At 37.2% G+C, this 24,677-nt stretch carries 22 protein-coding genes; 10 read left to right on the top strand and 12 right to left on the bottom strand.

Features of this window, described 5'->3' with window-relative positions:
- Positions 1-14: 14 nt before the first annotated feature.
- Complete coding sequence (locus BM143_RS08005) at positions 15-662, bottom strand: MgtC/SapB family protein (RefSeq protein ID WP_090024035.1); 648 nt, start codon at positions 660-662, stop codon at positions 15-17.
- A gap of 144 nt (positions 663-806) precedes the next feature.
- On the opposite strand from BM143_RS08005, the gene BM143_RS08000 reads away from it, so the two are divergent.
- The 10 genes from BM143_RS08000 to BM143_RS07960 all read left to right on the top strand — a co-directional run bounded on the left by BM143_RS08000 (position 807) and on the right by BM143_RS07960 (position 6,396).
- Complete coding sequence (locus BM143_RS08000; protein WP_090024034.1) at positions 807-1,361, top strand: YdeI/OmpD-associated family protein; 555 nt, start codon at positions 807-809, stop codon at positions 1,359-1,361.
- 27 nt (positions 1,362-1,388) lie between these two features.
- Positions 1,389-1,787 (top strand): immunity 22 family protein, encoded by a 399-nt coding sequence (locus BM143_RS07995; protein ID WP_090024033.1) that lies wholly within the window; start codon positions 1,389-1,391, stop codon positions 1,785-1,787.
- Positions 1,788-1,793: 6 nt separating this feature from the next.
- The gene (locus BM143_RS07990; RefSeq protein ID WP_090024032.1) at positions 1,794-2,354 is read left to right on the top strand and encodes a hypothetical protein; all 561 of its coding nucleotides are present in this window, start codon (positions 1,794-1,796) and stop codon (positions 2,352-2,354) included.
- Positions 2,355-2,426: 72 nt separating this feature from the next.
- The gene (locus BM143_RS07985) at positions 2,427-2,870 is read left to right on the top strand and encodes a hypothetical protein (RefSeq protein ID WP_090024031.1); all 444 of its coding nucleotides are present in this window, start codon (positions 2,427-2,429) and stop codon (positions 2,868-2,870) included.
- 40 nt (positions 2,871-2,910) lie between these two features.
- On the top strand, positions 2,911-3,483 hold the full coding sequence (locus BM143_RS07980; RefSeq protein ID WP_139222010.1) for a hypothetical protein: 573 nt from the start codon (positions 2,911-2,913) through the stop codon (positions 3,481-3,483).
- Between the two features lie 34 nt (positions 3,484-3,517).
- The gene (locus BM143_RS07975; RefSeq protein ID WP_090024029.1) at positions 3,518-4,153 is read left to right on the top strand and encodes an FEKKY domain-containing protein; all 636 of its coding nucleotides are present in this window, start codon (positions 3,518-3,520) and stop codon (positions 4,151-4,153) included.
- Positions 4,154-4,163: 10 nt separating this feature from the next.
- Positions 4,164-4,910, top strand: a complete 747-nt coding sequence (locus BM143_RS07970; RefSeq protein WP_090024028.1) for a DUF6000 family protein — start codon at positions 4,164-4,166, stop codon at positions 4,908-4,910.
- A 44-nt stretch (positions 4,911-4,954) separates the two neighbouring features.
- Complete coding sequence (locus tag BM143_RS07965; RefSeq protein WP_090024027.1) at positions 4,955-5,257, top strand: hypothetical protein; 303 nt, start codon at positions 4,955-4,957, stop codon at positions 5,255-5,257.
- A 64-nt stretch (positions 5,258-5,321) separates the two neighbouring features.
- Positions 5,322-5,495 carry a hypothetical protein gene (locus tag BM143_RS23950; protein ID WP_167375259.1) on the top strand — a complete coding sequence of 58 codons (174 nt, stop codon included), beginning with the start codon at positions 5,322-5,324 and terminating at the stop codon, positions 5,493-5,495.
- Positions 5,496-5,796: 301 nt separating this feature from the next.
- Entirely contained in the window at positions 5,797-6,396 is a 600-nt protein-coding gene (locus tag BM143_RS07960) for a zinc-ribbon domain-containing protein (RefSeq protein WP_090024026.1), read from the top strand.
- Positions 6,397-6,453: 57 nt separating this feature from the next.
- On the opposite strand, the gene polA is transcribed toward BM143_RS07960, so the two are convergent.
- The 11 genes from polA to tssR all read right to left on the bottom strand — a co-directional run bounded on the left by polA (position 6,454) and on the right by tssR (position 24,676).
- Positions 6,454-9,288 (bottom strand): DNA polymerase I, encoded by a 2,835-nt coding sequence (polA, locus tag BM143_RS07955; protein WP_090024025.1) that lies wholly within the window; start codon positions 9,286-9,288, stop codon positions 6,454-6,456.
- A 321-nt stretch (positions 9,289-9,609) separates the two neighbouring features.
- Positions 9,610-10,017 (bottom strand): type VI secretion system tube protein TssD, encoded by a 408-nt coding sequence (gene tssD, locus BM143_RS07950; protein WP_175548870.1) that lies wholly within the window; start codon positions 10,015-10,017, stop codon positions 9,610-9,612.
- A gap of 1,091 nt (positions 10,018-11,108) precedes the next feature.
- Positions 11,109-12,425, bottom strand: a complete 1,317-nt coding sequence (locus tag BM143_RS07940) for a hypothetical protein (protein WP_090024023.1) — start codon at positions 12,423-12,425, stop codon at positions 11,109-11,111.
- A 9-nt stretch (positions 12,426-12,434) separates the two neighbouring features.
- Positions 12,435-13,121 (bottom strand): hypothetical protein, encoded by a 687-nt coding sequence (locus tag BM143_RS07935; protein ID WP_090024022.1) that lies wholly within the window; start codon positions 13,119-13,121, stop codon positions 12,435-12,437.
- A gap of 4 nt (positions 13,122-13,125) precedes the next feature.
- On the bottom strand, positions 13,126-14,190 hold the full coding sequence (locus tag BM143_RS07930) for a LysM peptidoglycan-binding domain-containing protein (RefSeq protein WP_090024021.1): 1,065 nt from the start codon (positions 14,188-14,190) through the stop codon (positions 13,126-13,128).
- A 2-nt stretch (positions 14,191-14,192) separates the two neighbouring features.
- Positions 14,193-16,373: a type VI secretion system Vgr family protein gene (locus BM143_RS07925; protein WP_090024020.1), complete on the bottom strand. Its 2,181-nt coding sequence runs from the start codon at positions 16,371-16,373 to the stop codon at positions 14,193-14,195.
- A gap of 231 nt (positions 16,374-16,604) precedes the next feature.
- Positions 16,605-17,015: a type VI secretion system tube protein TssD gene (gene tssD, locus BM143_RS07920; RefSeq protein ID WP_175548869.1), complete on the bottom strand. Its 411-nt coding sequence runs from the start codon at positions 17,013-17,015 to the stop codon at positions 16,605-16,607.
- A gap of 396 nt (positions 17,016-17,411) precedes the next feature.
- A complete protein-coding gene (locus tag BM143_RS07915) occupies positions 17,412-18,281 on the bottom strand; it encodes a lytic transglycosylase domain-containing protein (RefSeq protein ID WP_090024019.1) in 870 nt (289 codons plus the stop codon).
- A 70-nt stretch (positions 18,282-18,351) separates the two neighbouring features.
- Positions 18,352-20,850 carry an ATP-dependent Clp protease ATP-binding subunit gene (locus BM143_RS07910; protein WP_090024018.1) on the bottom strand — a complete coding sequence of 833 codons (2,499 nt, stop codon included), beginning with the start codon at positions 20,848-20,850 and terminating at the stop codon, positions 18,352-18,354.
- 325 nt (positions 20,851-21,175) lie between these two features.
- Positions 21,176-21,580: a type VI secretion system tube protein TssD gene (gene tssD, locus BM143_RS07905; RefSeq protein WP_185116538.1), complete on the bottom strand. Its 405-nt coding sequence runs from the start codon at positions 21,578-21,580 to the stop codon at positions 21,176-21,178.
- Between the two features lie 696 nt (positions 21,581-22,276).
- Positions 22,277-24,676 carry a type VI secretion system protein TssR domain-containing protein gene (gene tssR / locus BM143_RS07900; RefSeq protein ID WP_090024016.1) on the bottom strand — a complete coding sequence of 800 codons (2,400 nt, stop codon included), beginning with the start codon at positions 24,674-24,676 and terminating at the stop codon, positions 22,277-22,279.
- Position 24,677 lies beyond the last annotated feature (1 nt).

Here is a 24,677-nt window from a genome sequence, read left to right as displayed (position 1 = left end):
TTTTTGTCTTTAGCTTAAAACTGATAGGCTGTAATTTTAGGATCATTGATGAGACTTCTTACCACCTCATCGTGTCTGGTATGTTTCCCCGTGAGTCTCCATGTTATAGAAAGACTTCCCCGTGTATACTGCATTTTCAGCATAAAATATTTCAGGTGGTGATCCTTAAATATTTTTTCACAATGGCTGATATCTTCTGATTCGGCCACCGTGATTCTGTATTCCCTGATTTTGTGACTGCTGTCTATGAAATTCTGCAGATAGATGAGTGCACTGAGAATTAAAATAACCAACGCTGTTCCTAAAAGTGAAAGATAGACATATCCCGAACCCACGGCCATTCCTATAGACGCAGTCGCCCAGATGGTGGTGGCTGTTGTGATTCCATCGATTTTATTATCTCCTTTAAAAATAACGCCCGCTCCCAGGAAACCGATTCCGGTAATGATATTGGCGGCCAGACGATCCGGATTCTGTACTCCGATTTTAATGGAAAGAATAGTGAACAGGCAGGATCCGAAACATACGAGGATAAAGGTCCGCAACCCTGCAGATTTGTTCCTGTACTCCCGTTCTGCACCGATCAGTAATCCCAGAAGGACTGAGATGAGTATAAGGAGCAGTTCGTTTTGGACGGCATAATGATCCTGAAGAAATTCCATTGTCTAGCGTTTTACCTGAATAAAATTACAATAAAAAAGCATACTGCCGCATTTTTTGATCGGACGATTTTGTCCCTGTCAAATTCTCATTTCAAAGAAAAGTTTTGTAATATTACATTTTAATACGCATCAAAAAGATTCACCATGGCTCCTATATTTTTTGCAACAACGGACGAATTCAGAAAGTGGCTGGAGGAAAATCATACAACAGAAAAGGAAGTTCTGGTCGGTTTTTACAAAAAAGGCACCGGAAAAGCTTCTATGAACTGGTCTGAATCTGTGGATCAGGCTTTATGTTTTGGCTGGATAGATGGGGTAAGAAGGTCGGTAGATGAGGAAAGCTATTACAACCGGTTTACACCAAGAAAGCCCAACAGCAACTGGAGTCTCATCAATATAAAAAAGGTGGAAGAACTTACGAAAGCCGGATTGATGAAACCTGCAGGACAGAAGGTATTTGACGCAAGAAAAGAGGAGAAAACGGGAACATATTATCATGAAACGGAACATATTCTTGATCCGGCTTATGAGAAAGAATTTAAAGCTCATACAAATGCCTGGGAATTTTTTGAAAAGCAGGCGCCATCTTATAAAAAGGTGACCATTCACTGGCTGATGAGTGCCAAACAGGAAAAAACAAGACTTTCAAGACTGGAGAAAATCATCAGTGAAAGTGAACAATTAAGACGATTAAAATAAATATACGGTATACTTAAAAAATAATTTATGGAGAAAGAGATTTCACACTTTTGGTTGGGATATTTTAAAAATGAAGATGAATTCGATGCTTTTGCTGAAGAGGATGAAAGTTATTATACGGAGGAAGAAAACGAAGATCTTTATGTATCAAAATTCGCTGAAACGCAAAATATACAGTGGTTTGATTATGATTTTCTAGAATATGGTTTCGAAGATGAAAGTTTAGGCATCTACGAAAAATTTACAGATTATTCTTATGCCGATCAATGGCTTCCGGTTATTGAACAAAAAATCAATGAACTTGGTCTGGAAACTCCGGTGAATGCTATTATTTTCGCTAATAAACATGCGATTCCCAATCCGGTTTCTGTAAACGATGAAGAGTATGCACTGTACTACATCGGTGAAATTGAATATGATATCTAACCTTCTATGAAAAGGGCTTCAATAAAGGATTACAAAAATCTGCTGAAAGTTTTTGTAATCCTTCTGGAGTATGGTGTGATTACAAAGAATTATATTGCAGGATGGGCCGATTCTATTTTAGCGTCAGAGAATGAATCTGAATACACATTTATCGAGCTTTCTACCTCGAAAAACCTACTTGATACTGTACAGATTTTAAATAAAAATTCCACAAACGCAGATACGGAAATCACTTCCAGAGCTGTATTGGGAGTTCTATATCATCTGCTTCTGGAAGAACAGGCAGCCTTAAAAACTGTTTTTGAAATGGCTACTCAAATTTCTTATGAACAGCAACTTACCCCTGATGAACAGTTTCTGTTGTACCGTTTTGACGAACATACGGTTCTTAATCTGAATGATGTGTACGAGACATTACGACTCCTCAAAACCAATTTTTTGGATTTTCTCGATATATACAAAGGTTTTAGGTTAGACAATTATGAAAGTTGGTCTGCTGTCAGTGAAAAGGTAAAATTGGAACTTCCCATGAAACTTGAAGCCGTAAAAAGAAATTTTCTTTATTAGAAAGAATGGCAATCTAACATTACTTATCAGTTTGTTTAAAATTTTAATTATCTTAGAATTAATAAATCACTGATGAAACAGGCTCTATTTATTGTAATGATGTTTTACGCCTCGTTCATTTCGGGGCAGAAAAAATGTACCTTAAAACTTGAAGCCAGTACTGCGAATTTGCAAAACAAAGGAGTTGTAGAACTGACTGTCACCAACGTAGGAAACAAAAAAATCAAGATCAATAAAACCTTTTCACCTTACAGAATGCAGCTCAAGATGAACAACTATATCGCTGATGTGGACTGTTTCAAAGACTGTATCAAAAAAACCACAAAAATAAAACCCGGACAAATCTATACGTACCCGATCGCAATTAAAGAAACGATTCAATATCCTAAACTGATCAATGGAAGAACGTACAAGTTCCACCTGTTTTTTGATCTGATTGATCTGACGAATGAAGATTGCAAAATATACGGTTTGAAAGATGAAGAAATTACCTACACAAAAGTAAACCATGACTAGATTGTTACTGCTTCTCAACAACTAAAAAAAGGCTCCGATTTTGAAAAAAATAATACTGATCTTCTTTTTGCTCGTGCTGACTTTAGGATATGCTCAAAAAGTCCCCACATTCGCGTTGCGTTCAGAGGTGAGTTCTTATACTCAGTTTGGGCTGCGGGGTTTAAATAAAAACGATCTATATGTCATTTTAGGCACATCCGATCCTTCGCCCGGATCACCATCCCGATATCTGATGTATATTTTTAAGGAGAAGGGTGATGTAAGTGCCTACTATAAAGACGGCCCTCTTTACTCCAAAACGGTAGAGCTTTCACAGAAAGATGAAGAGCGTCTTTTTAATATCATCCAATCAAAAAAGTTTAAAAAATTTCTGAAATATAATCAGGCAGATTTTGAGTTGAAAAACAAAAATAAAAACTATCCGGTTTTACTTGATACGACTTACAGCCTGACTGTGATTCAAAACGGTAAACAAAATAGCTATTCCTATTTATCAAAAAAATACCTGGAATCTGACCATCCGCGTATTAATAAGCGTCTGTTGAAAAAATATGCAGCTATTCTGGATATGTTCGGAGAAGTGAAAGCCAATAAAAGCACTGAGTTTCCTTAGAAAATCTTATTTTAGTTAAGTAAAGATTTCTGATATGTACAAAAAACTTATTATCGTCAATGTAGCGGTCATCCTGCTGGTGACTGTGGTGTATATTTTCGGATATTATTTCATCAATTATCCTGTGAGTTTTGATCTATGGGAGATGGTCAAAGGGTGCCAGTTGCAATATCTGCCAGCTGTTTTTGTCGTGACAGCATTGGCTTCTTATCTGGTCAGTAGCCTGGATTTTAAGAAATTAAACTTTAAAAGTAAATTTTTAAGCGTATTTCCTTTTTTAAATACGCTGGCTCTGGCATTTTTTATTTACATCGCGGCTGAAGGTTTTATAAAAAACAAAAGAGAGCTTACCAAGCAGGAGAATTATTACATCAAAGAAGCTCAAAAAGACATTAAAAAAGATCAGATCGTTATGAGGTATACAGGAGGACTCTCATTCCAGATTTATGACCAAGTAACGACCAGAAAGATAGACAGTATCGGTAAAAAATATGGTATTATTTCACAGAATACGGGTTGTGTCATTGATCTGATAGATATTAAAGCTCAGGAAAAATACAGTGAAATGACCGATTCTTATCTGGAAAAAAGGAATGGAAAAGGATGGAAGGAAAGGATGAAAAAGGAGATTGATGAGCTGAAGAAAATTAAAAATCATAGAAATAAGTAAAAAAACTTAAATGAACGAAGATCTGCAAAACGAAATTAATTTACATTCTGCCGGAGCCACAGTGCGGCACCGATCTGATTTTGATCATTTGAAAAGCCTTAAGAATGAATTTGACTTAGACCAAGAATTTATCAACAAGTGGGTCTTACCATTCTATATGAAAATACGCCACACTTCAGACTCATGGATTGAAGAGGTGAAGCAACTTAAAGATGAGATCACTGAAGAAGTTACATCTGCACTCCTTGGGGATTTTAACTGGAGAACAAGGACTGTTGGTGCTTATTTCTCTGCCATAAAAAACTATCAAAACCAGATTGACATCATTGGGGTACATCTTCTTAAAAGTGAAGTATGCTATGCAGGTGATGTGTATGCTCTTGTTTTTGCTTTTTATAATAATGAGAAAGCACTTGACTATCTCAATAAATATCTTGATTATTATTTACAAAAACCTCAACTCTATTTTGATCAGGAAAGAGTGATGGAAACTGTTGTTTATCTGGATACCATCAATGGAACCCATAATTTCGCAAAGCATCTTATTCATTGGGAAAAAATGTTGGAAAACAGAAATCAAATATCTAAGGTGAGAAATATACAAACTGCTGGTATCATTGAACAGCATGAAGGAAAAACTAAAGCTGAAGAATTTCTGGCAGCTACAAATAATTTCAAATCCAAATATGATCTGGATACAGAATGGGTCACCGAACAGGTCCAACTCTTGAACGAATTAAGAGAATACTGCAGATAAATACTATTCGTGGAAGGAAAACATCTAATGAATAAAAAAATACCATGGCTTTAGCAAAAAAAGGACTCCGGAAAATAGTGGTCGATGATCAGATCTTTTACTGGAAAATAAGAAAGATCGTTTCGCATAACGAAAAACATGATGATGAATATGGAATTCCCGTACAGCATGAAAGTGAAGGACAGCTTCTTTTGATATATACCGGTTTCTGTAGATCCATCGATTACGGCAGAGAATTGATGAATATTACCCCAAAGCTCATTCAATCCAAAATCACAGAAGCTATTGAACTGGGATGGAACTATAGCCAACCCGGCAAAGCTGTTGATCTTGTCAAGGGGAACTGATCAAAAGATAAAATATATTCAGACTGTCTTTTGATTTTCCGGAATTAAACTATTTTTGTATTCCATGAATATTTACTCTGCTCTTCAGATGGGAGATTATCATACCCATCACTGTGAAGATGATCTACTCATCAAAAAAATTGGTTCTGATCAATTGTTGTGTGCCGTAATGGACGGTTGTTCTACTGCAATGGACAGTTACTATCATCAGCTTCATCAAAAACTACCCCTAAAGTAGTATTTCACAGGAAGTTCAGACTTAATATCTTTATCCCGTATTTCTTTAGGATATTGATGACTCTTTTGAAATACAATCCGAAAAACAACAAAGGAAGGTAAGATCAATGAGGTGAAAGATGATTATTAGGGTTTCCTGTAGAAACAGGGAAAACTTCAGAAGGCTAAATTTTTAGTCTTCTTTTTTGTATCAATCTATCAAAATTTTTGTTTTTTGTTTTCATTTAATTATTGACAATACGGAAATCCGTAAGCTATTTTAAGCAGTTCAAAATACTTTTGTATACCAAAAAAAAGTAACTATGTCACTAATTAAATGCCCAAAATGTCAGAACAGTGTAAGTAATACTGTAGCTTTTTGCCCCCAATGCGGTAATTCGATCCATGATAATTCAAAAGCAGCCATCAATACAGCATCACAAAATTCTCAAATACCAAAGAAGCAAAATAACGGTTGTGCAATTGTTTTAATTATATTCTTCGGAATTTTATTTATAGGTTTTCTGTCGCGACAGTGTTCAAAAACTGAAACAGATACAGAAAAAAACTACACAACAGGTCTTGATATTAAACTTTCAAAAGAGGATAGCATTAAAAACAAAGCAAAAAGTGATAGTATCGATAAACAGCAAAAAATTGAAGAAGAAAAATTTTCAAAAACAAAAGCCGGGAAAATTCACAAAAAACATCCGGAATGGTCAAAAGAAGACTGCATCAATATCTCTGAAAACAGAATATGGATTGGGATGCATTATGACATGCTGGTTTATCAACGGGGAAGACCTGATAATGTAAACACATCAAACTACGGTAACGGTCCTCAATATCAGGCATGCTGGCATGATTATGACGCATCATGTTTCTATTTTGATGCAAGTCAAATTATCACTTCTTATAACTAAGACAAACAAATAAGGTGAGCTTAAAAACTCACCTTATTGTATTGAAAATATTTTCTATTAATGCGCTTCCAGCCAGTTATTCCCGACTCCCACTTCTACCAATAACGGCACCTGGGTTTCCAGAGCACTTTCCATTTCGTTTTTGATGAGTTTTGAGGCTCTTTCAATCTCGTCTATCGGGGCTTCAAACACCAATTCGTCATGCACCTGAAGAAGCATTTTAGTCTGCAGCTCCTGTGCTTTCAGTTCTTTATCGATTTTAATCATCGCAAGCTTTACAACATCTGCTGCGCTTCCCTGAACCGGTGCATTTACGGCATTTCTTTCCGCATGACCTCTTACCACGAAATTGTTGGAATTGATGTCTTTCAAATGACGTTTTCTTCCCAGAATCGTTTCCACATAGCCTATCTGGCGGGCTTTGCTTACCTGCTCTGCCATGTATTCCTTTAATTTCGGATAGGTTTCAAAATAGGCTTCGATCATCTGTTTGGCCTCACTTCTTGAAAGACCGGTCTGCTCTGCCAATGCAAATGCTCCCTGACCGTAGATAATCCCGAAGTTAACGGTTTTAGCCTGGCTTCTCTGGGTTTTGGAAACCTCTTCCAAAGGTATTTTGAACAGTTTTGCGGCTGTAGATGCGTGAATATCCTCTCCATCCTGGAACGCTTTGATCATATTGTCTTCTCCTGAAATTTCAGCAATCAAACGAAGTTCGATCTGTGAATAATCGGCAGAGATGATCTTTTTTCCTTCTCCTGAAACGAAAGCTCCTCTGATCTGCTGTCCGCGGAGTGTTCTGATCGGAATATTCTGAAGATTCGGGTTTACACTCGCCAGACGACCTGTAGCAGCTGTAGTCTGGGAGAAATTGGTATGTACCCTACTGTCCTGCTTGTCGATCTGTGAAGGCAGCGCATCTACATAGGTTGATTTTAATTTCTGATAGGTTCTGTATTCCAGAATATGCTTGATGATCTCATGTTTTGAGGAAAGCTTTTGAAGGACATCTTCGGAAGTTGCGTACTGTCCGGTTTTTGTTTTCTTAGCTTTAGGATCCAACTGCATTTTTTCAAACAGAATTTCTCCTAGCTGTTTTGGTGAATTCATGTTGAATTCTTCTCCTGAAAACTCAAAAATGGTCTTTTCTAATTGTCTCAAATCATTTTCAAGGTCAATACTTTCCTGTGCCAGCCATTTTTCATCCAGTGAAATTCCCGAAAGCTCCATTTTAGCAAGAACTTCCATCAGAGGCATTTCTATGTTGAAGAAAAGGTCTTCCAGGTTTTCTTTTTTCAGTTGCGGGGCAAAGAGTTCGTACAGCTGGAACGTTACATCAGCATCTTCCGCTGCATAATCCGTCTGTGTTCTCAGATCTGCATCTCTGAAAGTTCCCTGGTTTTTCCCTTTTTTCCCGATAATGGTTTCAATGGAAACGGGTTTATAGTTCAGATAGACTTCTGAAAGATAATCCATTCCATGTCTTCCATCCGGGTTCAGCAGATAATGGGCGATCATGGTGTCGAACATGGCGCCTTTCACCGTGATATCGTACTGCTTTAATATTTTATAATCGAATTTTAAATTGTGTGCGATTTTCAGCAAATCCTCTTTTTCAAAAAACGGTCTGAAGATTTCCAGCGTCTGAAGCACTTCTCCTTTGTCCTCAGATAAAGGAATATAATAAGCCAACCCTTTTTTGTAGGAGAAACTCATTCCCACAAGCTCAGCTTCCAGCTCATTCAGTGAAGTGGTTTCGGTATCAAAACAGACTGCTTTCTGCTTTAATAAATTACTGACCAATACTTTCTGTGCTTTCGGATTATCGACGAACTGATAGAGATGATCATTGTGATCTATGCTGGATTTGGTCGACGTTGCCTGATCCAGTTCTTCAAAATTCGCGAAAAGATCAAGCTGCATGGCCTGCCCTTTTATCTGTGTAACTTCAGCGATCTGTTTAACCTCAACTTCACTTATCACTACTGTTTCTACAGGTGCAGAAGCAAAAGCTCTGTACAGGTTTTCGTATAATCTGCGGAATTCAATTTCCTCAAAAACTTCTTTTACTTTTTCAAAATCCGGGGTATCAAGATCGTACTGCTCCTGATGAAATTCTACAGGTGCATCACAGATAATGGTCGCTAATTTTTTGGATAAAATTCCGCGCTCTGCAGAAGCTTCCACTTTTTCTTTCAGCTTTCCTTTCAGCTTATCCGTATTCTGCAACAGGGTTTCAATATTTCCGAATTCTTTAAGGAATTTCATCGCTGTTTTCTCTCCTACTCCATCCAATCCTGGGATATTATCCACGGCATCTCCCATCATCGCAAGGAAATCTATGACCTGCTTAGGATCTTCAATTTCGTATTTTGCTTTTACTTCATCTACTCCAAGGATTTCTATATCACCGCCTTTTAAACCCGGTTTATAAATCTTGATTTTATCGGTAACCAGCTGGGCAAAATCTTTATCCGGCGTTACCATGAACGTGGTATAGCCTTCCTTTTCTGCTTTGCAGGCAATGGTTCCTATAACGTCATCTGCTTCATAACCTTCCACTCCTAAGATAGGAATATGCATGGCCTGCAGGATTCTGTGAATATATGGAATTGCAATTTTGATGGCTTCAGGAGTCTCACTTCTATTGGCTTTGTACTCTGAATAATCATCCGTTCTAACGCTCGCCTGTCCTACATCAAAAACCACTGCCAGGTGAGAGGGCTTCTCCCTTCTGATCAGTTCGATCAAAGAATTGGTAAAACCGAAAATAGCAGAAGTATCCAGTCCTGTGCTGGTAAGTCTCGGATTCCTGATCAATGCGTAATATCCTCTAAAGATCATTGCATAAGCATCGATGAGAAAGAGTCTTTTATCTTGTGTTGCGTCCATAATATCTATAATGAACAAATATAAGAAAATAGGAATATTTTTAGGAGTGATGAGTTATAAATTATGAGTGATGAGTTTCGGTGTGCGTGGTGCGGGTTTGAGAGTCGGAGGGTTTGAGGGCTGTAGTGTATATGATATGAGAGGAAGTTGCTGATTGGAAATAATTAAATAAATATTTTAATATTCTGATGTCTGATGTCTGATGTCTGATGTCTGATGTCTAAAATCTTGGCTATTGCTCCATCTCCCATAAAAAAACAGAACAACATTTCTGCTGCTCTGTTCTGTTGTTATTTTTTTTAAAAGACTTGGGTCTATTCATTATTGACCTCCTGGCCACATTCCGCGGTACTCAGAGTTTCCTAAAGTAATAACCTCTGCGCTGATTACAAAGCTGATCAGCATACTGTTGCTGTCAACTGCGTCGAAGTCTACTTCGTGCTGAATTACATATCCGTTTTCCCAGTTTAGGGTAGTCAATGTACCTTCTTCGTGAGATTTATTGAAAGTTACTTCACCTTTTGTAGGCTTATATTTTCCGTTCAATAAACTTTCTAAGATATCAGATTTTTCAGTAGCTTCTACTGTTACTTTGATAAGAGCGTTAGAAGGGTCTGATGCTACACGTCCTGAAACGTCTGTAGATCTTGATACGCTATAATTAAGCTTTAATAATTTTTGACCTTCTCCTCCGTTGAATTTTAAGATTCCTCTTGAATTTGCTGCCATGATTGGTGAATTTAATTGTTATATATTGTGTGAATAGTGATTGATTACAGAGCAAAGATAGACCCGATATGGGCTAGGAAAAAGTTTTTGGATACAAATCTCAGATATTGTAGTAATACTACGATTTGATGTAGTAATTCTACTACTTTTGAGTTAACATAATACTTAAAATGCTTATTTATAATGGATTTAACTATTTTTTTTAAAGCTCGATAAAAGCCATAATTTTACACCATCAAGGGAAATAATAGTTTAAATATGAGATTTCAGACATGAAATATAAGGCTAAGATTGAGGCTGAGGTTTAGAAGCCACAAAGGATAATTTTGCTGAATACATAAAACGTTCATCAACTATCATTTTCCTGATTTGAATACCAGTAACTGCTTTGAAAATTTCGCTTTCTTATTCTTACAAAATTTAATTCTTTTTGAGCTTCCTTTAGAAATCTTTTAAGATTCTCACCTTTTTCTGCTTCATATAGACTCCTGTATTCAACGTCATTAATAAAAATATCCTGATTGTTTTTCAAGCAAAATCTAAAATAGACCTTTGAATTTTTCAATATGGGTGATTTTGTTTCATAATTATAGGAATAAAATCCTTTAATATCAGCTTTAGGATATTTTTTCTGCTTCCTGTTTCCCTTTTTTATGAAGAGATATTGATCATTAAAACAAATTTTTACCTGGACAGAAATCGCTTTTAAAATCAGATAGCAGGTCCCGAAATAAAACAATGTAAAAATACTCACCAAAGAAAGCTTAAAACCCCCTTTGAATAAAAAATAATACAAAGATCCATATAAAAACATACATGGAATGATCACAAAAACCGTCCAGATGCTATGGTAGGGCAAAACGTTTTTAAATGTGAAGATTTTATTTTTTTTCATAGAGAATCTGAAGATGCAAATTATTCAAGGCAGGATTGAATTCTCTGCATAAAAAGATTTTAGTGTTTAAAGCAGGTAAAAATTCCTGTCGGTGTTTCACAAAAGTTATTTTGAGAACACATCATTATTCCTGATATAGTCTGTTCCGAAAGAATTAACGTTGAGACGACCTTGAGTATAATCTGCAAAGAACTTATCAAGCATTATTTGCATTCACTGTAATTGAACGAGTATCTTCGTTGACGAATACATCTGCCGCGACCCGAATTGCACGTTCTGCGAAATAGTTGCCTATAAAAGGGGCTATTAGAGTTAAAATACCTCCAGCCCCCGTTGCAGATTTAATACGGGCTCCTTTAATGTTTTCTTTAATGGCTGCATTGGAATTTTGATTATGTGTATCTTTAACTGAACTCATATTCTTTTCATTAACCATACCCCGCAAATTCCCACTCTTATTAGTAACCCTATCCTGTAACTCCGGACCAAATTCACCTGCTTTCATTCTGTTGATCATTTCTCTTAATTCAGGATTATTTTTTAAAGAATAGGTTCCTTGTCTTTCTGCTTCAGCAATTCCGGCAGCAAATTTATTCATATCGCTCTGACTCGCGTTATTCTGACCTAATAAAGTTTTAACCTCTTTAATATCTTTTGCTGGTGTAACGGGATCCCAACTGTCGGCAGGTTGGGGCAATGCAGTGGATGAGATAGAAGCATCTTTTACACTATCATAATTTTCATTGCTATTAAGCCATCCGCCCGTTGCAGAAGCAATAGGATTGATTATAAAATAACCGACCGGAATCCATGCTCCGAAAATTGCAGTTTGTTGAAAAACATGTAGAGTTCTTGCACCACCTAAAAAACCACCTGCTGTTAATGAGGTTCCCATGCTGAATCCGAATAAGACACCTGCCAATGCTCCTGAAACGATATTTACCCCCATTTCAACACGATTATTGGTCGCTATACTCTTGGCAGCATTATTGGCTGCCGTTTCCGTAATGAATGGCAACAGGACCCCACCTTCCTTACAAGCAAGTAATGAATTTTTTGTTAGCGCAAGAAAGGAATCTCCTTTCTTCCCATTACTATCAAAGTATACTGTAGTATGGTGTTTTTTCCATTGACTTTCCTGAAAGCCAATCATTTCACTACACGTGGGAGTCTGCATCATTTGCCATATTCCATATCCAATTGCCCCAATAGCAATAATCCCACCGACAATCCAACCTGCAACAGGTACAGTAGCCGCAGTTCCTGCCACAAGTAGCATTCCTACTACCACACCGCCTCCAAATGCAGCAGTTCCTGCCCCCGAACTCCAACCGCTTTTGCAAGTGAAGTCTTCGGAAAGTTTTTTATCTAGCTTTATTAAAAAAACTCTTTGCTGAGATCCTAATTTTACCGTTTTTTTTTGCCTGTTATCACCTAATTCAAATTTTTTAGGATCAGAATTTAATTGGTTTGTACATACTGCAAACACTTTTTCCGGTAAGTAAACTGCCATAATTTAAGTTTAATGATTATCAAAATAATAAAACAAAACTTGCATCAATATAAAAAGAACTACAAAAAATAACCCAATACCAAATACAAAGACTTGCCAGGGCTCCATCTTATTGATGATTGAATATTTTATTTTCTCTCTTTTTACAAGATACACCCCAAAATTTGGAAAGATATTAGTATTTATAATATTTCTCAGTTCCTTTTGGTTAAAATTTTCCCGAACGTACGGCATTAAATATTCTACAAAATCGTCCAGCTGTTCGATATCTTTTTCCGAAGAAAACGGTGTCAAACCTGTGTTACCCACTCTAATCTTAATAACATCTTTGTTTGTTATAATTGTTAAATAACGAAAACCATCATTCCCTAAATTTTTAATCATTTTAATATCACCCAAACTAAAAATATATTGCAGGTTTTGAAATTTTATTTTTAGGTTTTCATTATTTATTACAACAATCCATTCTTTAGCTTTTACCCGTTTTGCCAACTGTTTTAAAATAAGCATACACACCGAAAGCGTTAAGAAAGCGGCAAAAAGCAATGGATATAAAAAATAAATTCCCGGAAACAGCATATTGGTGAGTATAAGTGTTCCAATCATCACAGCTAATCCCGGAAGAATTAGGTTTAATGCTAATTTTAATTCCGTTTTTGCGTCCAATCCTTCAAATCTGAATTCTTTATTTTCCATTAAATTATGGGGTAAAATTTTCTAACTTTTTAATTGTATAAATACATTCGTTTTCAACATTGTCTGAAACTTCTTCTTTTAAAACTACTTTTCCACTCAAGATAAGACCGCTATGTATATCAATCTCTATAGTAGATCTAAAAATAATTTTATACTCTGTAAACTCATATTTTACGATGCTTTTGTGAATTTCATTGTATTTATCTTTCATTTCTTTTTTTAGAGAATCTGAAATGCTCACTTCAGCTATTTTTCGAACAGTCAAGATTCCGTTTTTCTCTTCTACTTTATCATATCTGATCTTCAAGGGTAAGATCAATGGTGGGAGTATGGTAGACACAAAATCGAAATCTACAGTCTCGAAATTATCTTGGCTGTATAAGTATTGATCAAAACATGAAAAATAAAAAAAATTCCTCCAATACTCTTCTTCATTTGATGCATTTTCAGAAAATTGATTATCAGCCATCATTAATAATTCATCTACAGCTTTTGGGTTATTTTTCTGCAGGCTCTGAATAAAAGGCATTTCAAAAAATTTTGTTGCCTTAAATTTTTTCCAATCTTTTTGCATCTCTTTTTTGTTCAGAATTTTTTGAATTTTTCCTAATTTATTTAAAGAAAAAAAAACATTATTTTTTATTTTCTCTGTTTCTTCAATAAAATCGAAAACTTCTTCTAACGTTTTAGGAGATGATTCTTTGCTATAATCTTCTAATTTAACAAAACCTATTTCTTCTTCTACATTTAATTTTAATACATACTGAAATCTTTGGTTCAGATAATAGACTAAATTATTATTAAACTTTGATGTATTTATTTGTTCACAACGATACCTGGCTTTCTGCTGAAAATCTATTTGTTCAAATGACTTCTTTTTTATTTCTTCTTTTTTGGCAGGGGTAAACAATTCTTTAATATGAAAAGGAATATGGGTGCTAAAAATTTGCTGTGTCAAAATAGCATGAGAATTGTGAAAGTCTAACAATTCATTTATTGTTAATCCAAATTCTTTAGCTATAGTAACGAGCGTATCTCCTTTTTTTATTTCGTATGTTTTGAATCCCATATTTAATTAATATCAACTTGAGTCGCTTTTACTGTAACGGCCGTTCCTCCGGTTATCTCTACCTTACCTTCAGCACTTGAGCCTACAGTAGCCAGTTTAGAACCTCCAAGCAAAACATCTTCACCTAAAATGTTAATTTTTTTGCCATTAATATCTATAGTCCCATCTTCTTTCATTGTAATTGAACTTTTCCCCGTCTCCAGTTTTATTTCCGTTGCACTATTAATATTAATTTTCCCAGCATTATCCATCGTAATTTTGGATTTTCCTTTTCCTACATTGATGGTCGTATTTGTCTCAACATTTATGGCAAGATTATTCCCTATATCTTCTGTGCTGTTATTGCTCACAAAAGTATTGATATCTCCGGTTCCGCTTAATGTTACATGATTTCCATTACGGTCTTTAATTTCAATCCCGCATCCATCATGGAATTGGATAATATTCCCACTTTTACTGCTTAAACTCATCACATTATTTCCGGCACCTCCACCAGCGCCAATACTTCCATGGAACATTCCTCCCATCACAAAAGGACGGTCAGGATGCTGATGAACAAAATTGATGATCACCTGATCTTCCACTTCGGGAATAGACATAAAACCACGGTTTTTATTGACTTTATCGCTGCTTCCGGCATCAGGAGACATCACACGGATAAATTCTGTGGTATCCTGCCCACTCTGCCAGTCAAACTGCACTTTCACTCTTCCCTGATTCAAAGGGTCTGTATTGGAAATGACCTTGGCAAATTGAGCTTCTGCTTTCGGGCTTTCAAACTCCGGACGTGGAATAAATCCCGTATCTGCTGCGATAGCTTCAAAAGTCCCGTCGTAATAACCTCTTGCATCTACCTCATGGGTAACGCCAATGATCATTAATTTGGTAAAATAAGAGGTATCGTTGGTATCTGCTTTACGCATTTCAATGTCTGCAGTACATCCCGGATACAGGAAAGGAACCGTTGTAGATCCTGAAGTGATGAAAACTTCCGAAGCCTTACTTCCCGCTGTTCCTTTCTGAGAGGCATCGATATCCATAAAAGATGTTGCCTTGATAGGAGCTACTCTTAAAGAAGGGGTTTTAAAGGTTTTTTCTGATATCTCATATGCCCTTTTGGCAATATCAGATGTATGGCTTATTTTTGAATTTCCCGTGGTCAGTTTTTCATTTTTACTGCTGTTGTAGCCATAAAAACTAGGACTGACATGCTGCGCTTTCATTTTGATCGCAATATCGCTTACACTGCTACCATAGGTAAGTTTAACAGGTTTTTCCTGTGGCGGAAGCTTTCCGAAATGCAAGACTTCACCGTCATAATAAAACTGCTCACCATAGGCTTCTGCCATTCTTGCCAGATAGTTATAATGGGTTTCTTCGTATTGAGAGCTGTAAGGCACATTTCCATGTTGGGCATCTACCCGGAAATCAAACTTACTCTGTCCTAAACCCTCTCTTATAACATGATCGGCAATGCTGTTTAAGCTTACCTCCTGTCCGCCTCCGAAGCTTTGAATATGAGGCGCCGCATCCAACAGAACTGTCGGACTGAAGCCTGTAAGAACGATATTTCCCAGGTTTCCTTTTTCCTGACTGAATCCTACTTCCGTAATGACGCCCACAAAATTCCGTTCAGGTCCCTGTTCAATATCCTTATATTTAAATACGACTGTAATTCTCTTTCCTAAAAAGTTCTGTGCTTCCTGAAGATTATGATTTTCTGCACTGCCCAAACTATCGTGAGGAAGTGTCAAACTGAATTCATGGTGTCTGGAAGCGCTCTGTACGAGCTTAAAGTGCTTGAAATGATTTATCACCTGGCCTTCTATCACAACGTCAAGCTTCACCACACGGTTGATTCCGGCGATAATGCTTTCGGGAATAGCCTGGGCATTGTGTATCTTTGAAGTAGGCTGTTTTGACCATACTTTGCTTTCAGTAACAGAAGGGTTATTCGGAACCAAGGTCTGGTTCATGAACATTCCGGAGCTCTGTGCTGCTCCCGAATATATTTCCTGTGCCTTTTTTGCTGATTTTTTTACGGCTTCGTCAGCTTTCTGAAGCTTGGCTTCTACTTTCTGAACGGCAATATCTTCAGCATTTTTCACCTGTTCTGTTACCGCTGTATCTTTTATACTGCTTTTCGGGCCTTTTACTTTTATCGATTGATCATCCTTAAACATAATGTGTGTTTTTTTTTGCTTAAACTATATAGTAATTTTGAATAACTTCCGGAAGCATACAGCACTGGAAGGCAGTTTCTCCATTCTTATATGAATTGACTTCTGATATAAGAACTTCGTCAGGATCAGTCTTTCGGGTATAATGTTCCAAAAACGGCAAAAACAGAATAGCATATTCTTACGAATACACTATCCTGCACCAATTTATTTTTACTAAGATGATTGTTCAAATTAATGACCGGATGAAGGCCACATTCCTCTGTACTCAGAGTTACCAAGTGTAATAACCTCAGCACTGATTACGAAACTGATCAGCATACTGTTTTCGTCTACTGCATCGAAGTCTACTTCGTGCTGAATTACGTATCCGTTTTCCCACTTCAGAGTAGTCAGGGTACCTTCTTCATGAGACTTGTTGAAAGTTACTTCACCTGTTGTAGGCTTGTACTTTCCGTTCAATAAACTTTCTAGGATGTCAGATTTTTCAGTAGCTTCTACTGTTACTTTGATCAGTGCGTTTGAAGGATCTGATGCTACACGTCCTGATACATCTGTAGATCTGGAAACGCTGTAGTTAAGCTTTAATAATTTTTGCTCTTCTCCTCCGTTGAATTTTAAGATTCCTCTTGAATTTGCTGCCATGATTTGTAAATTTTAACTGTTAATATTTTGTGATTTGGTGATTGATTACAGAGCAAATATATAACGACCTATTTTGAAAAAAAAACTTTTGAATATAAATTTAAAATTTTGTAGTAATTCTACGATTTGATGTAGTAATTCTACGACAATAGATTTAAACAAGACACACAAACAACTGATTTAAAAGTAATTAAAATCGATATCAAAAACAAAATTTGATTATTTTTTTACACTTAAAGGAGAAATATTAAGAATTTTTAAGACAAATTAAAGACAATTTATAGCCTTTAACCATGTCAAGATTTTGAACTTTCACACGGTTAAATAAAACAATATCAGGCATAAAAAAACCGCCATTAAAAAGACGGTTATTATATTTTTCTACAGCAGTAGAACTTATTGCTGAGCACGTCCCCCTTCTTTTATAGAACGGAAAAGAATTTTATTTTTTTTCAGAAGAAAATCCGGCATAAGATCGGTAGGAAGATAAAGCGGACTTTCCCCTTTTTTCTGAAGTTCTTCCACAATTCCCGGGTTCCAGGCAAGAATTTCATTCAATTGTACATTCAGTTCATGAGCAATCACATCCAGATTAAATCCTGCATTGATTTCGGTTTCCTGAAGAGACACTCCGTTGTTTTTATTTCCTCCCGCTTCTGTAAAGAAAACTTTATTCAGTCGGGAAGAATTATAATTGTTTAAAACACTTTCCAACTCACCGGTTGCATAGCATGCATTCAGGTATTTTTTTACATGATTGATGGTTTCTCCCGGAAGATATTGGGAAAAAATATGATACTGTGTAGAGCCTGCAGCCTGCATAGCCTTGGCAATATTTCCTTCGCCGCAGTTATAAGCGGCTACAACCGTGATCCAGTCACCGTATTTTTTATAAAGATTCGCCAGAGAAATCGCGGCGGTCTTGGTACTTTTATATACATCCGTACGTTCCTGCTCTGTAAGACCGTACTGGTTGGCATGCGCACTCATAAACTGCCACATTCCCACTGCTCCGGCTCCCGATGTGATATTCCTGTTAAAATGGGACTCAATTAAAGCCAGATTTCTCAAGTGTTTCGGTACACCCTTTTCTACCAATGCATGTTCGATGAACTCAACGACTTCCTTATTGCCATTGATGATATTTTTATATTTTCTCACGCTGGCTTCCGATGTATCGGAGGCGGCAAGAAACTGTCCGTTCACCATGACAAAAGTCCCTGCGAGCATCAGTCCTGTAATGATATTTTTAAATACAGTTTTCATTTTAATTCCTTAATGGTTATCATAAAGAAAGCTGATCAGTTTATCAACCGAGCAGCTTTCCATGTTATGGTTAATCTTCTACTTTCCAGCTCAGTTTATCTTCTTCACTATTCCAGTCTACATGAATGGTCTGCCCGGATTTCACTTCTTCTCTTACGATCATTTTAGAAATAGGTCTTGCCAGCTGGGCGCGGATCACTCCTGAGATCTGTCTTGCTCCGTACTTGCTGCTGAATCCTCCTAACGCAAGGTTTTTCACTGCTTCGTCTGAGATTTTCAAGGCCATTCCTAGTCTTGTTAATGAAGTATGAAGGGATTTAAGCTGGATATTGAAGATTCTTTCTGCAATGGATTCTGTAATTGGTGCAAAAGGAATAATCTCTGTAATCCTGGCTAAAAACTCCGGTCTGAACCTTCCTGAATTGGACATGATCTGCATCAGTGAGGATGATTCCGGAACTTTTCCTTCTTCAAACTGCTTTACGATTTCTTCGCTTCCGATATTTGAAGTAAATAATATAATGGCATTACTGAAATCTCCTTCTTTTCCAAGTTTATCATGTACTTTTCCTTCATCCATGATCTGTAAGAATACATCAAAAACGGAATGGTGGGCTTTTTCAATTTCATCAAATAAAACAACGGTATACGGCTGCTGTCTGATTTTATTCACCAACATCCCTCCTTCTTCATATCCTACATATCCCGGAGGCGCTCCGTACAGTAAGGCAGCGGAATGCTCTTCTTTAAATTCGGACATATCAAAACGCACCATTGCTTTCTCATCATTGAAAAGAAGCTCTGCCATGGATTTAGCCAACTCGGTTTTTCCGGTTCCGGTAGGTCCCAGAAGGAAGAATGATCCGATAGGCTGTCCCGGCTTGTTCAATCCACTTCGGTTTTCAACAATGGCATCTGAAAGAATTTTTAAGGCATGATCCTGCCCTACCACTCTATTCAGTAGCATAGATTCCATGTTCAGAAGCTTTTCTTTTTCCTGCGCCTGAATTTTCCCGATCGGAATATTTGTTTTTGCCGCCATCACTGCTGCCAGTTCCAGACGGTCTACTTTTTCTCTTTTTTTAGCAGCATGCTCTAAAAGCTCTGCATAAGTATCATCAATGATTTTATGGATCTGATCCACCGGCATAGAATTGTCGATAACCGGCTGTTCGCTTAATGATCCCCAAAGAATCGGACTTATTTTGTCTCTCAGAAGATTATAGTTCCAGATCAGTTCATTAGCCTGATCCTTGGTGTCGGTAAATTCTTCTTTTAAAATGGTTTCATAGGTTTCTTTCCAGCTTGCGAGCTCTTTTTCTGAAAGTTCATCCAGCATTTTGATTGCAGCCATGGTTCTGTCTAAAAGGTCGATAGCAGCATCCGGCAGTTTTTTACCTTTTGCATATCTTTTTGCTAAACGTACACATTCAGGAATAGAAGTTTTTTCCACTTCGATGCCGTGGTGTTTTTTATAGCCGTCAAGAAGAACGTCAATCATTTTCACACAAGTCTGCTCATCTGGTTCATTGACAGTCAACACTTCAAAACGACGGTTGAAAGCCTGCTCCGGCTCGATGATTTTTCTGTATTCTTCCTGAGTGGTAGCTCCGATTACGGTAATCTCGCCTCTTGCCAGTTCAGGTTTAAGAAGATTAGCTACGTTTCCGATGCTTCCTTTCGGATCTAAAAGGGTATGAATTTCGTCGATGAAAAGAACTGCTTTTTCAATTTTCTTGCATTCATTGATGACTTTTTTCAGGCGGTCTTCAATTTCGCCTTTGTAAGAAGTTCCGGCTAGTAATGCTCCAGTGTCCAGTTCCAGAAGAGTTGCATTTTTAAGCATTTCGGGAACATTTCCTTTGGTAATTTCTGTAGCAAAACCTTCTACCAGGGCTGTTTTTCCGACACCCGGTTCACCGATGATGATGACATTCGGTTTGCTTCTTCTGCAAAGGATCTCTACAAGCATCCTAAGTTCTTTGTCTCTTCCTATGATATTTTCCAGATCTCCTTTTCTGGCCTGTGCTGTTCTGTCTACACAATAGCTTTTAATAGAAGGAAATGATGAATCTGTGAAATCTGATCCGTTGGAAAAAAGGGAAGCAAAATCACCATCTTCCGATACAGCGAAAGGGGTATCTTTTCTATATAAATTGAAAATTTCATGTTCTCTCAACGGAAGTGATTTCAGCTGCTGCAGCGAGAAAACAACCTGAGGTTTTACAATAGCGGTAAGGATACAGATCGGGGTAATCTCATCCAGTCCCAGTTTCAGACGGATATCGTCTGCTTCTTCAGTTAGTGTATCTACAGCTTCATCCGCACGTACCTCATCCGGAAGATGGGCTGTTTTTGGATAGTCTTCAATGCGGACATCTGCCCACTCATAAAAATAGCCGGGATCTTTATCAATACTTTTCAGGAATTCATTAAGGCCGATATCTTTATGCATCAAGGCCTGTAAAATATGTGGCCCACCATAGGTTGCATTATAATTTTCCTTCGCTATCGACTGAGCAATATGAAATAGCTGCTTTACTGTTTCGTTGGTTACTAGTACTCCCATTTATAATTTTTCTAATATTAATATGTCTGTGTTCTTTTTAGTTTTTATCAGATGATTTGGTGTTATCTGTGAAAAGATACATTGGTACAAATATATCTTTTTTATACAAAATGTAGGTAGGGTTAAAGATAGTTAATTCTTTGATTAGAGAAGTAATAAGTTTTTGGTTATGTTTTTATTTGAGCTTACCATTTTTCTATATGGAATCATCTCAGGATTATCTATTTCTGTTTCGTAAAAACATCATCTAAAGCATTTTAGGCAAAAAAGACTGCCTTTTAAGGGACAGTCTTTTTCTATGAATGTTGATGTGTAATAGTGTGTCTTAATTAGATGGCCATAATCCGTTAAATTCGGAGTTGCCGTAGTCAATAGTTTCTGCGCTCACAACGAAACTGATCAGCATGCTGTTTTCGTCTATCGCATCGAAACTTACCTGATGCTGGACTACGTATCCGTTTTTCCAGTTCAGAGTGATCAGTGTTCCTTCTTCATGAGACTTGTTAAAAGTTACTTCTCCAACGGTAGGCTTGTACTTTCCGTTCAGCAGACTTTCCAGAATATCCGATTTCTCAGTAGCTTCCATTGTAATTTTAATCTGTGCATTGGAAGGGTCCGATGCTACACGTCCTGAGACGTCTGTAGATCTGGATACACTGTAATTCAGTTTCAATAATTTCTGCCCTTCTCCGCCATTGAATTTTAAGATTCCTCTTGAATTTCCCGCCATGATAGGTAAATTTTAAACAATATTAATATTTTGTGATGTGGTGTGATTGTTTAACAAATATAGAACCCTTATTCTGATTCTAAAAGGATTTGAACAGAAATCTCATATTTTGTAGTAGTTCTACGATTTCTTGTAGTAATTCTACGACTATGGATTTAAGAATATTTCCAAATCATTACTGGAAGCCACTTTCCAAGTATCTGTATTTCAGTGAAAACAAGGACATTTTACACTTAATTGAGAAATAGGTAGGGTTTGGGAAGACAAGATACGAGGTTTGGAGATACCGGGATGAAGGATCAAATATCTTTAGTGTTTAATATTTTTTTTGGATTATTAGTATTGGGAACGGGTTTGGGTGTCGGAGAGTTTGAGGATTTGAGAGAAAATAAGTTGCTCGTTGACAGTTGCTGGTTCAAATCCCGAAACTCGTATCCCGAAAAACATCTGATGTCCGGCATCTAAAATCTTGTCTCTTGGTTCTTGGTTCTTGGTTCTTAAATTCACTATTCACTTGCGAAGCAAATTCACCATTGACACTTTCCCCCTCAATTTCAACCTTTAAAAGTTTCATGTCTGAAATCTGATGTCTGCCATCTAAAGTCTTGTTTCTTAAATCTTAACTCTATCCCTTTCTCACAAACAAAAAAGCAGAAGTAAAACTCCTGCTTTTCATAGTATCAAATTAGTGATTGATTAATGCTTTGTGTATTCCGGCTCTTCAATAATCTGAGTGGTTGGCATAAAGTATTCGTTTAGCCAATAGAACGTCTGTCCGTTTTGCTGGATTTTCACTGCAGGATTGTTTCTGTGGGAAAGCATTCTCTCTGCCAGTAATTTATAATCCTTGAAATACTTTCTTACCGTTTCTTTTAAAACGATTTTAGATTTCTTCCAGCCCTTAAGCTTGTATTTGGACATCAGTTCGTCTTCGGAGTTATCAAAACCTGTGCTTAATCCTACGGCGTAAGACATTGGCTTTTCATACAGTTCAGATTTATCCAGGAATTTCAAGGTAGGATTATACTTTTTAAGGATTCTGATGTACTCATTGATAGCTGCAGACTGGCTAAAATCAGCTCTTTCAGGTTGTGTCTTAAGATAAACTTCCGTGTAGAAATTTTTTAGGTTATCATATTCCGTTTCAGAGATAAGAATTCCTTTTTCAATAGCCGGTTTGTAATCTTTCAAATCTTTAGGAATATATCCTTTTACCAGGAAAGGATTTCCATAATTGATCAGCTGTGCTGCAATTCCTGCAGAAACCGGATTGGTAAGACCAGGGAACAGATATTTGTACTTCAGGTCTACATCTGTTCTTCCCGCTCCTACGGAAGAATGGAAATATTCATTAAGTGATTTGTCAATCGTCTGATTGTCCAGAGTAACCTGTGCAATAAGGCTGTCTACCGATTTTTTCAGGTAACCAGGTGTTGCAACATCACCTTTTTTAGGGAAAATTACAAATCCCTGAGACATACTCTGTTTTGGATAATCAAGAGAGAAGAATCCGGCGTCACCTTCTACAAGGCTAAAGTTATTTTTAGTAAGAACATCGTTTTGGTTGATGATCTTTTGTTTTTTAAGTTCAGCAATATTTTTTGCGGTGTTAGTCACGACATTCTCAGCCATCAATACAAAATCATTGTACGTATCCGCTGATCTTGCGCTGGTCTGGAACATGATCAGTCTGGCCTGAGCCTGTGTAAGAGAACTGATTACGCTGTACATATTTCCACTCTGGTTGGCAGAAGTACCTACAGTGACTACAATATTGGTTTCATCCGGAACGTTTGAAAGCAGGTTTCCAGCGGCAGTAAGCGCTTCTCCTACCGGCTGATATCCGCTATTGCTTGCACAATTCATTTCATTGGTTCTGTCTGTAATGAATGTGGTGATTTTACTGTAATCCCTGTTTAAACTGGAAACCAGAACATTTTCTCCACATGGATTATTTTTATACAAAACAACCCCATATTTGACATCGTTGAAATAAGAAGGCTTTTCAAATCTAAGCTGCAGATCCTGAAGCAGGGATTTTACGATAGGTGCATAAGGCGTATTAGGAGCACTTACATCCAACGCAAAAACGATGTTGATATTTTTATCTCTTTCCGTGATCTCTCTGTAACGGTCAAAACGAATTTCCTCACCCAGCACATTGAAAATATAGTTCTTGCTGTAGTCCAGGATGTTGGTAAAATATTTTGTTTTGGAATCCGGTGTCGGAGCTTCATTTAAAGCAAGATTTACCGGATAAATGTTTTCAAGAGGCGTTCTTTTGTGGGTATCCGTCAGAAGAATAGCTGTTCTGCTGTCAGAATCTGCAGCCCCCGGATATCCTTCATGGATTCCTAAGGAAGACTCTGTCACTTTGGTGTCATTTTTAATTTTCACTGCAGAACGCTCACCCCAGGCAGAGATCACATTGGCATCTACCCATCCGTAAAGACCGGTGCTGATGCTGTCCATATCAATGGAAGGTCTTTTACCTACCAGAAAACGTTTATTATTTTCCGCCTGTTTGTAGACGTATACCATCTGTCCGTTTGGAATTTTCACATTGGCTGTCTCTATAAGACTTGGTGAGTTGAACACCATGATAGAGTCATTCTTGTAATATCTTTCCGCGCTTCGGATAACTTCGCTGTTATTCGGAACTACGGCTACCCTTACCGGATATCCGGTCTTTTCGCTTTTTAAAGAACTGTTCCATAAAAGGAGTTCAGATTCCGGGATCCAGCCGTAGGTTTTAATAGATTTAGACGAAACTTTTTTCATTAAAGCATCCGGAACATATTCCGCTACTTTTACCATTCCGTCTCTATTTTTCAGAACCATTAAAGGCTCCAGGAACTTCACTTCTTTGTAAGACTTTTCGTCACTTTTATCGAGATAGGCCGTATTTCTAGATCGGTCTGAAATAACGATCCATGGAGTGGCTTTTTTCGGGTATCCGTTCACTACCGGAGAATTGTCTACCTGTCCGTATTTTGATGGTTCCGGCGTTCTTTTAGAAGGCAGCTTCACCTGACAACTCGTTATCAATACCGATAATCCTATGTAATATGCTGCTAGAGGAAATTTATTTTTCATC

This window comes from Chryseobacterium oleae (assembly GCF_900115055.1).
Lineage (GTDB): Bacteria > Bacteroidota > Bacteroidia > Flavobacteriales > Weeksellaceae > Chryseobacterium > Chryseobacterium oleae.
The sequence above is the reverse complement of the archived record's forward strand: the minus strand, read 5'-3'. Positions and strand labels throughout refer to the sequence as shown.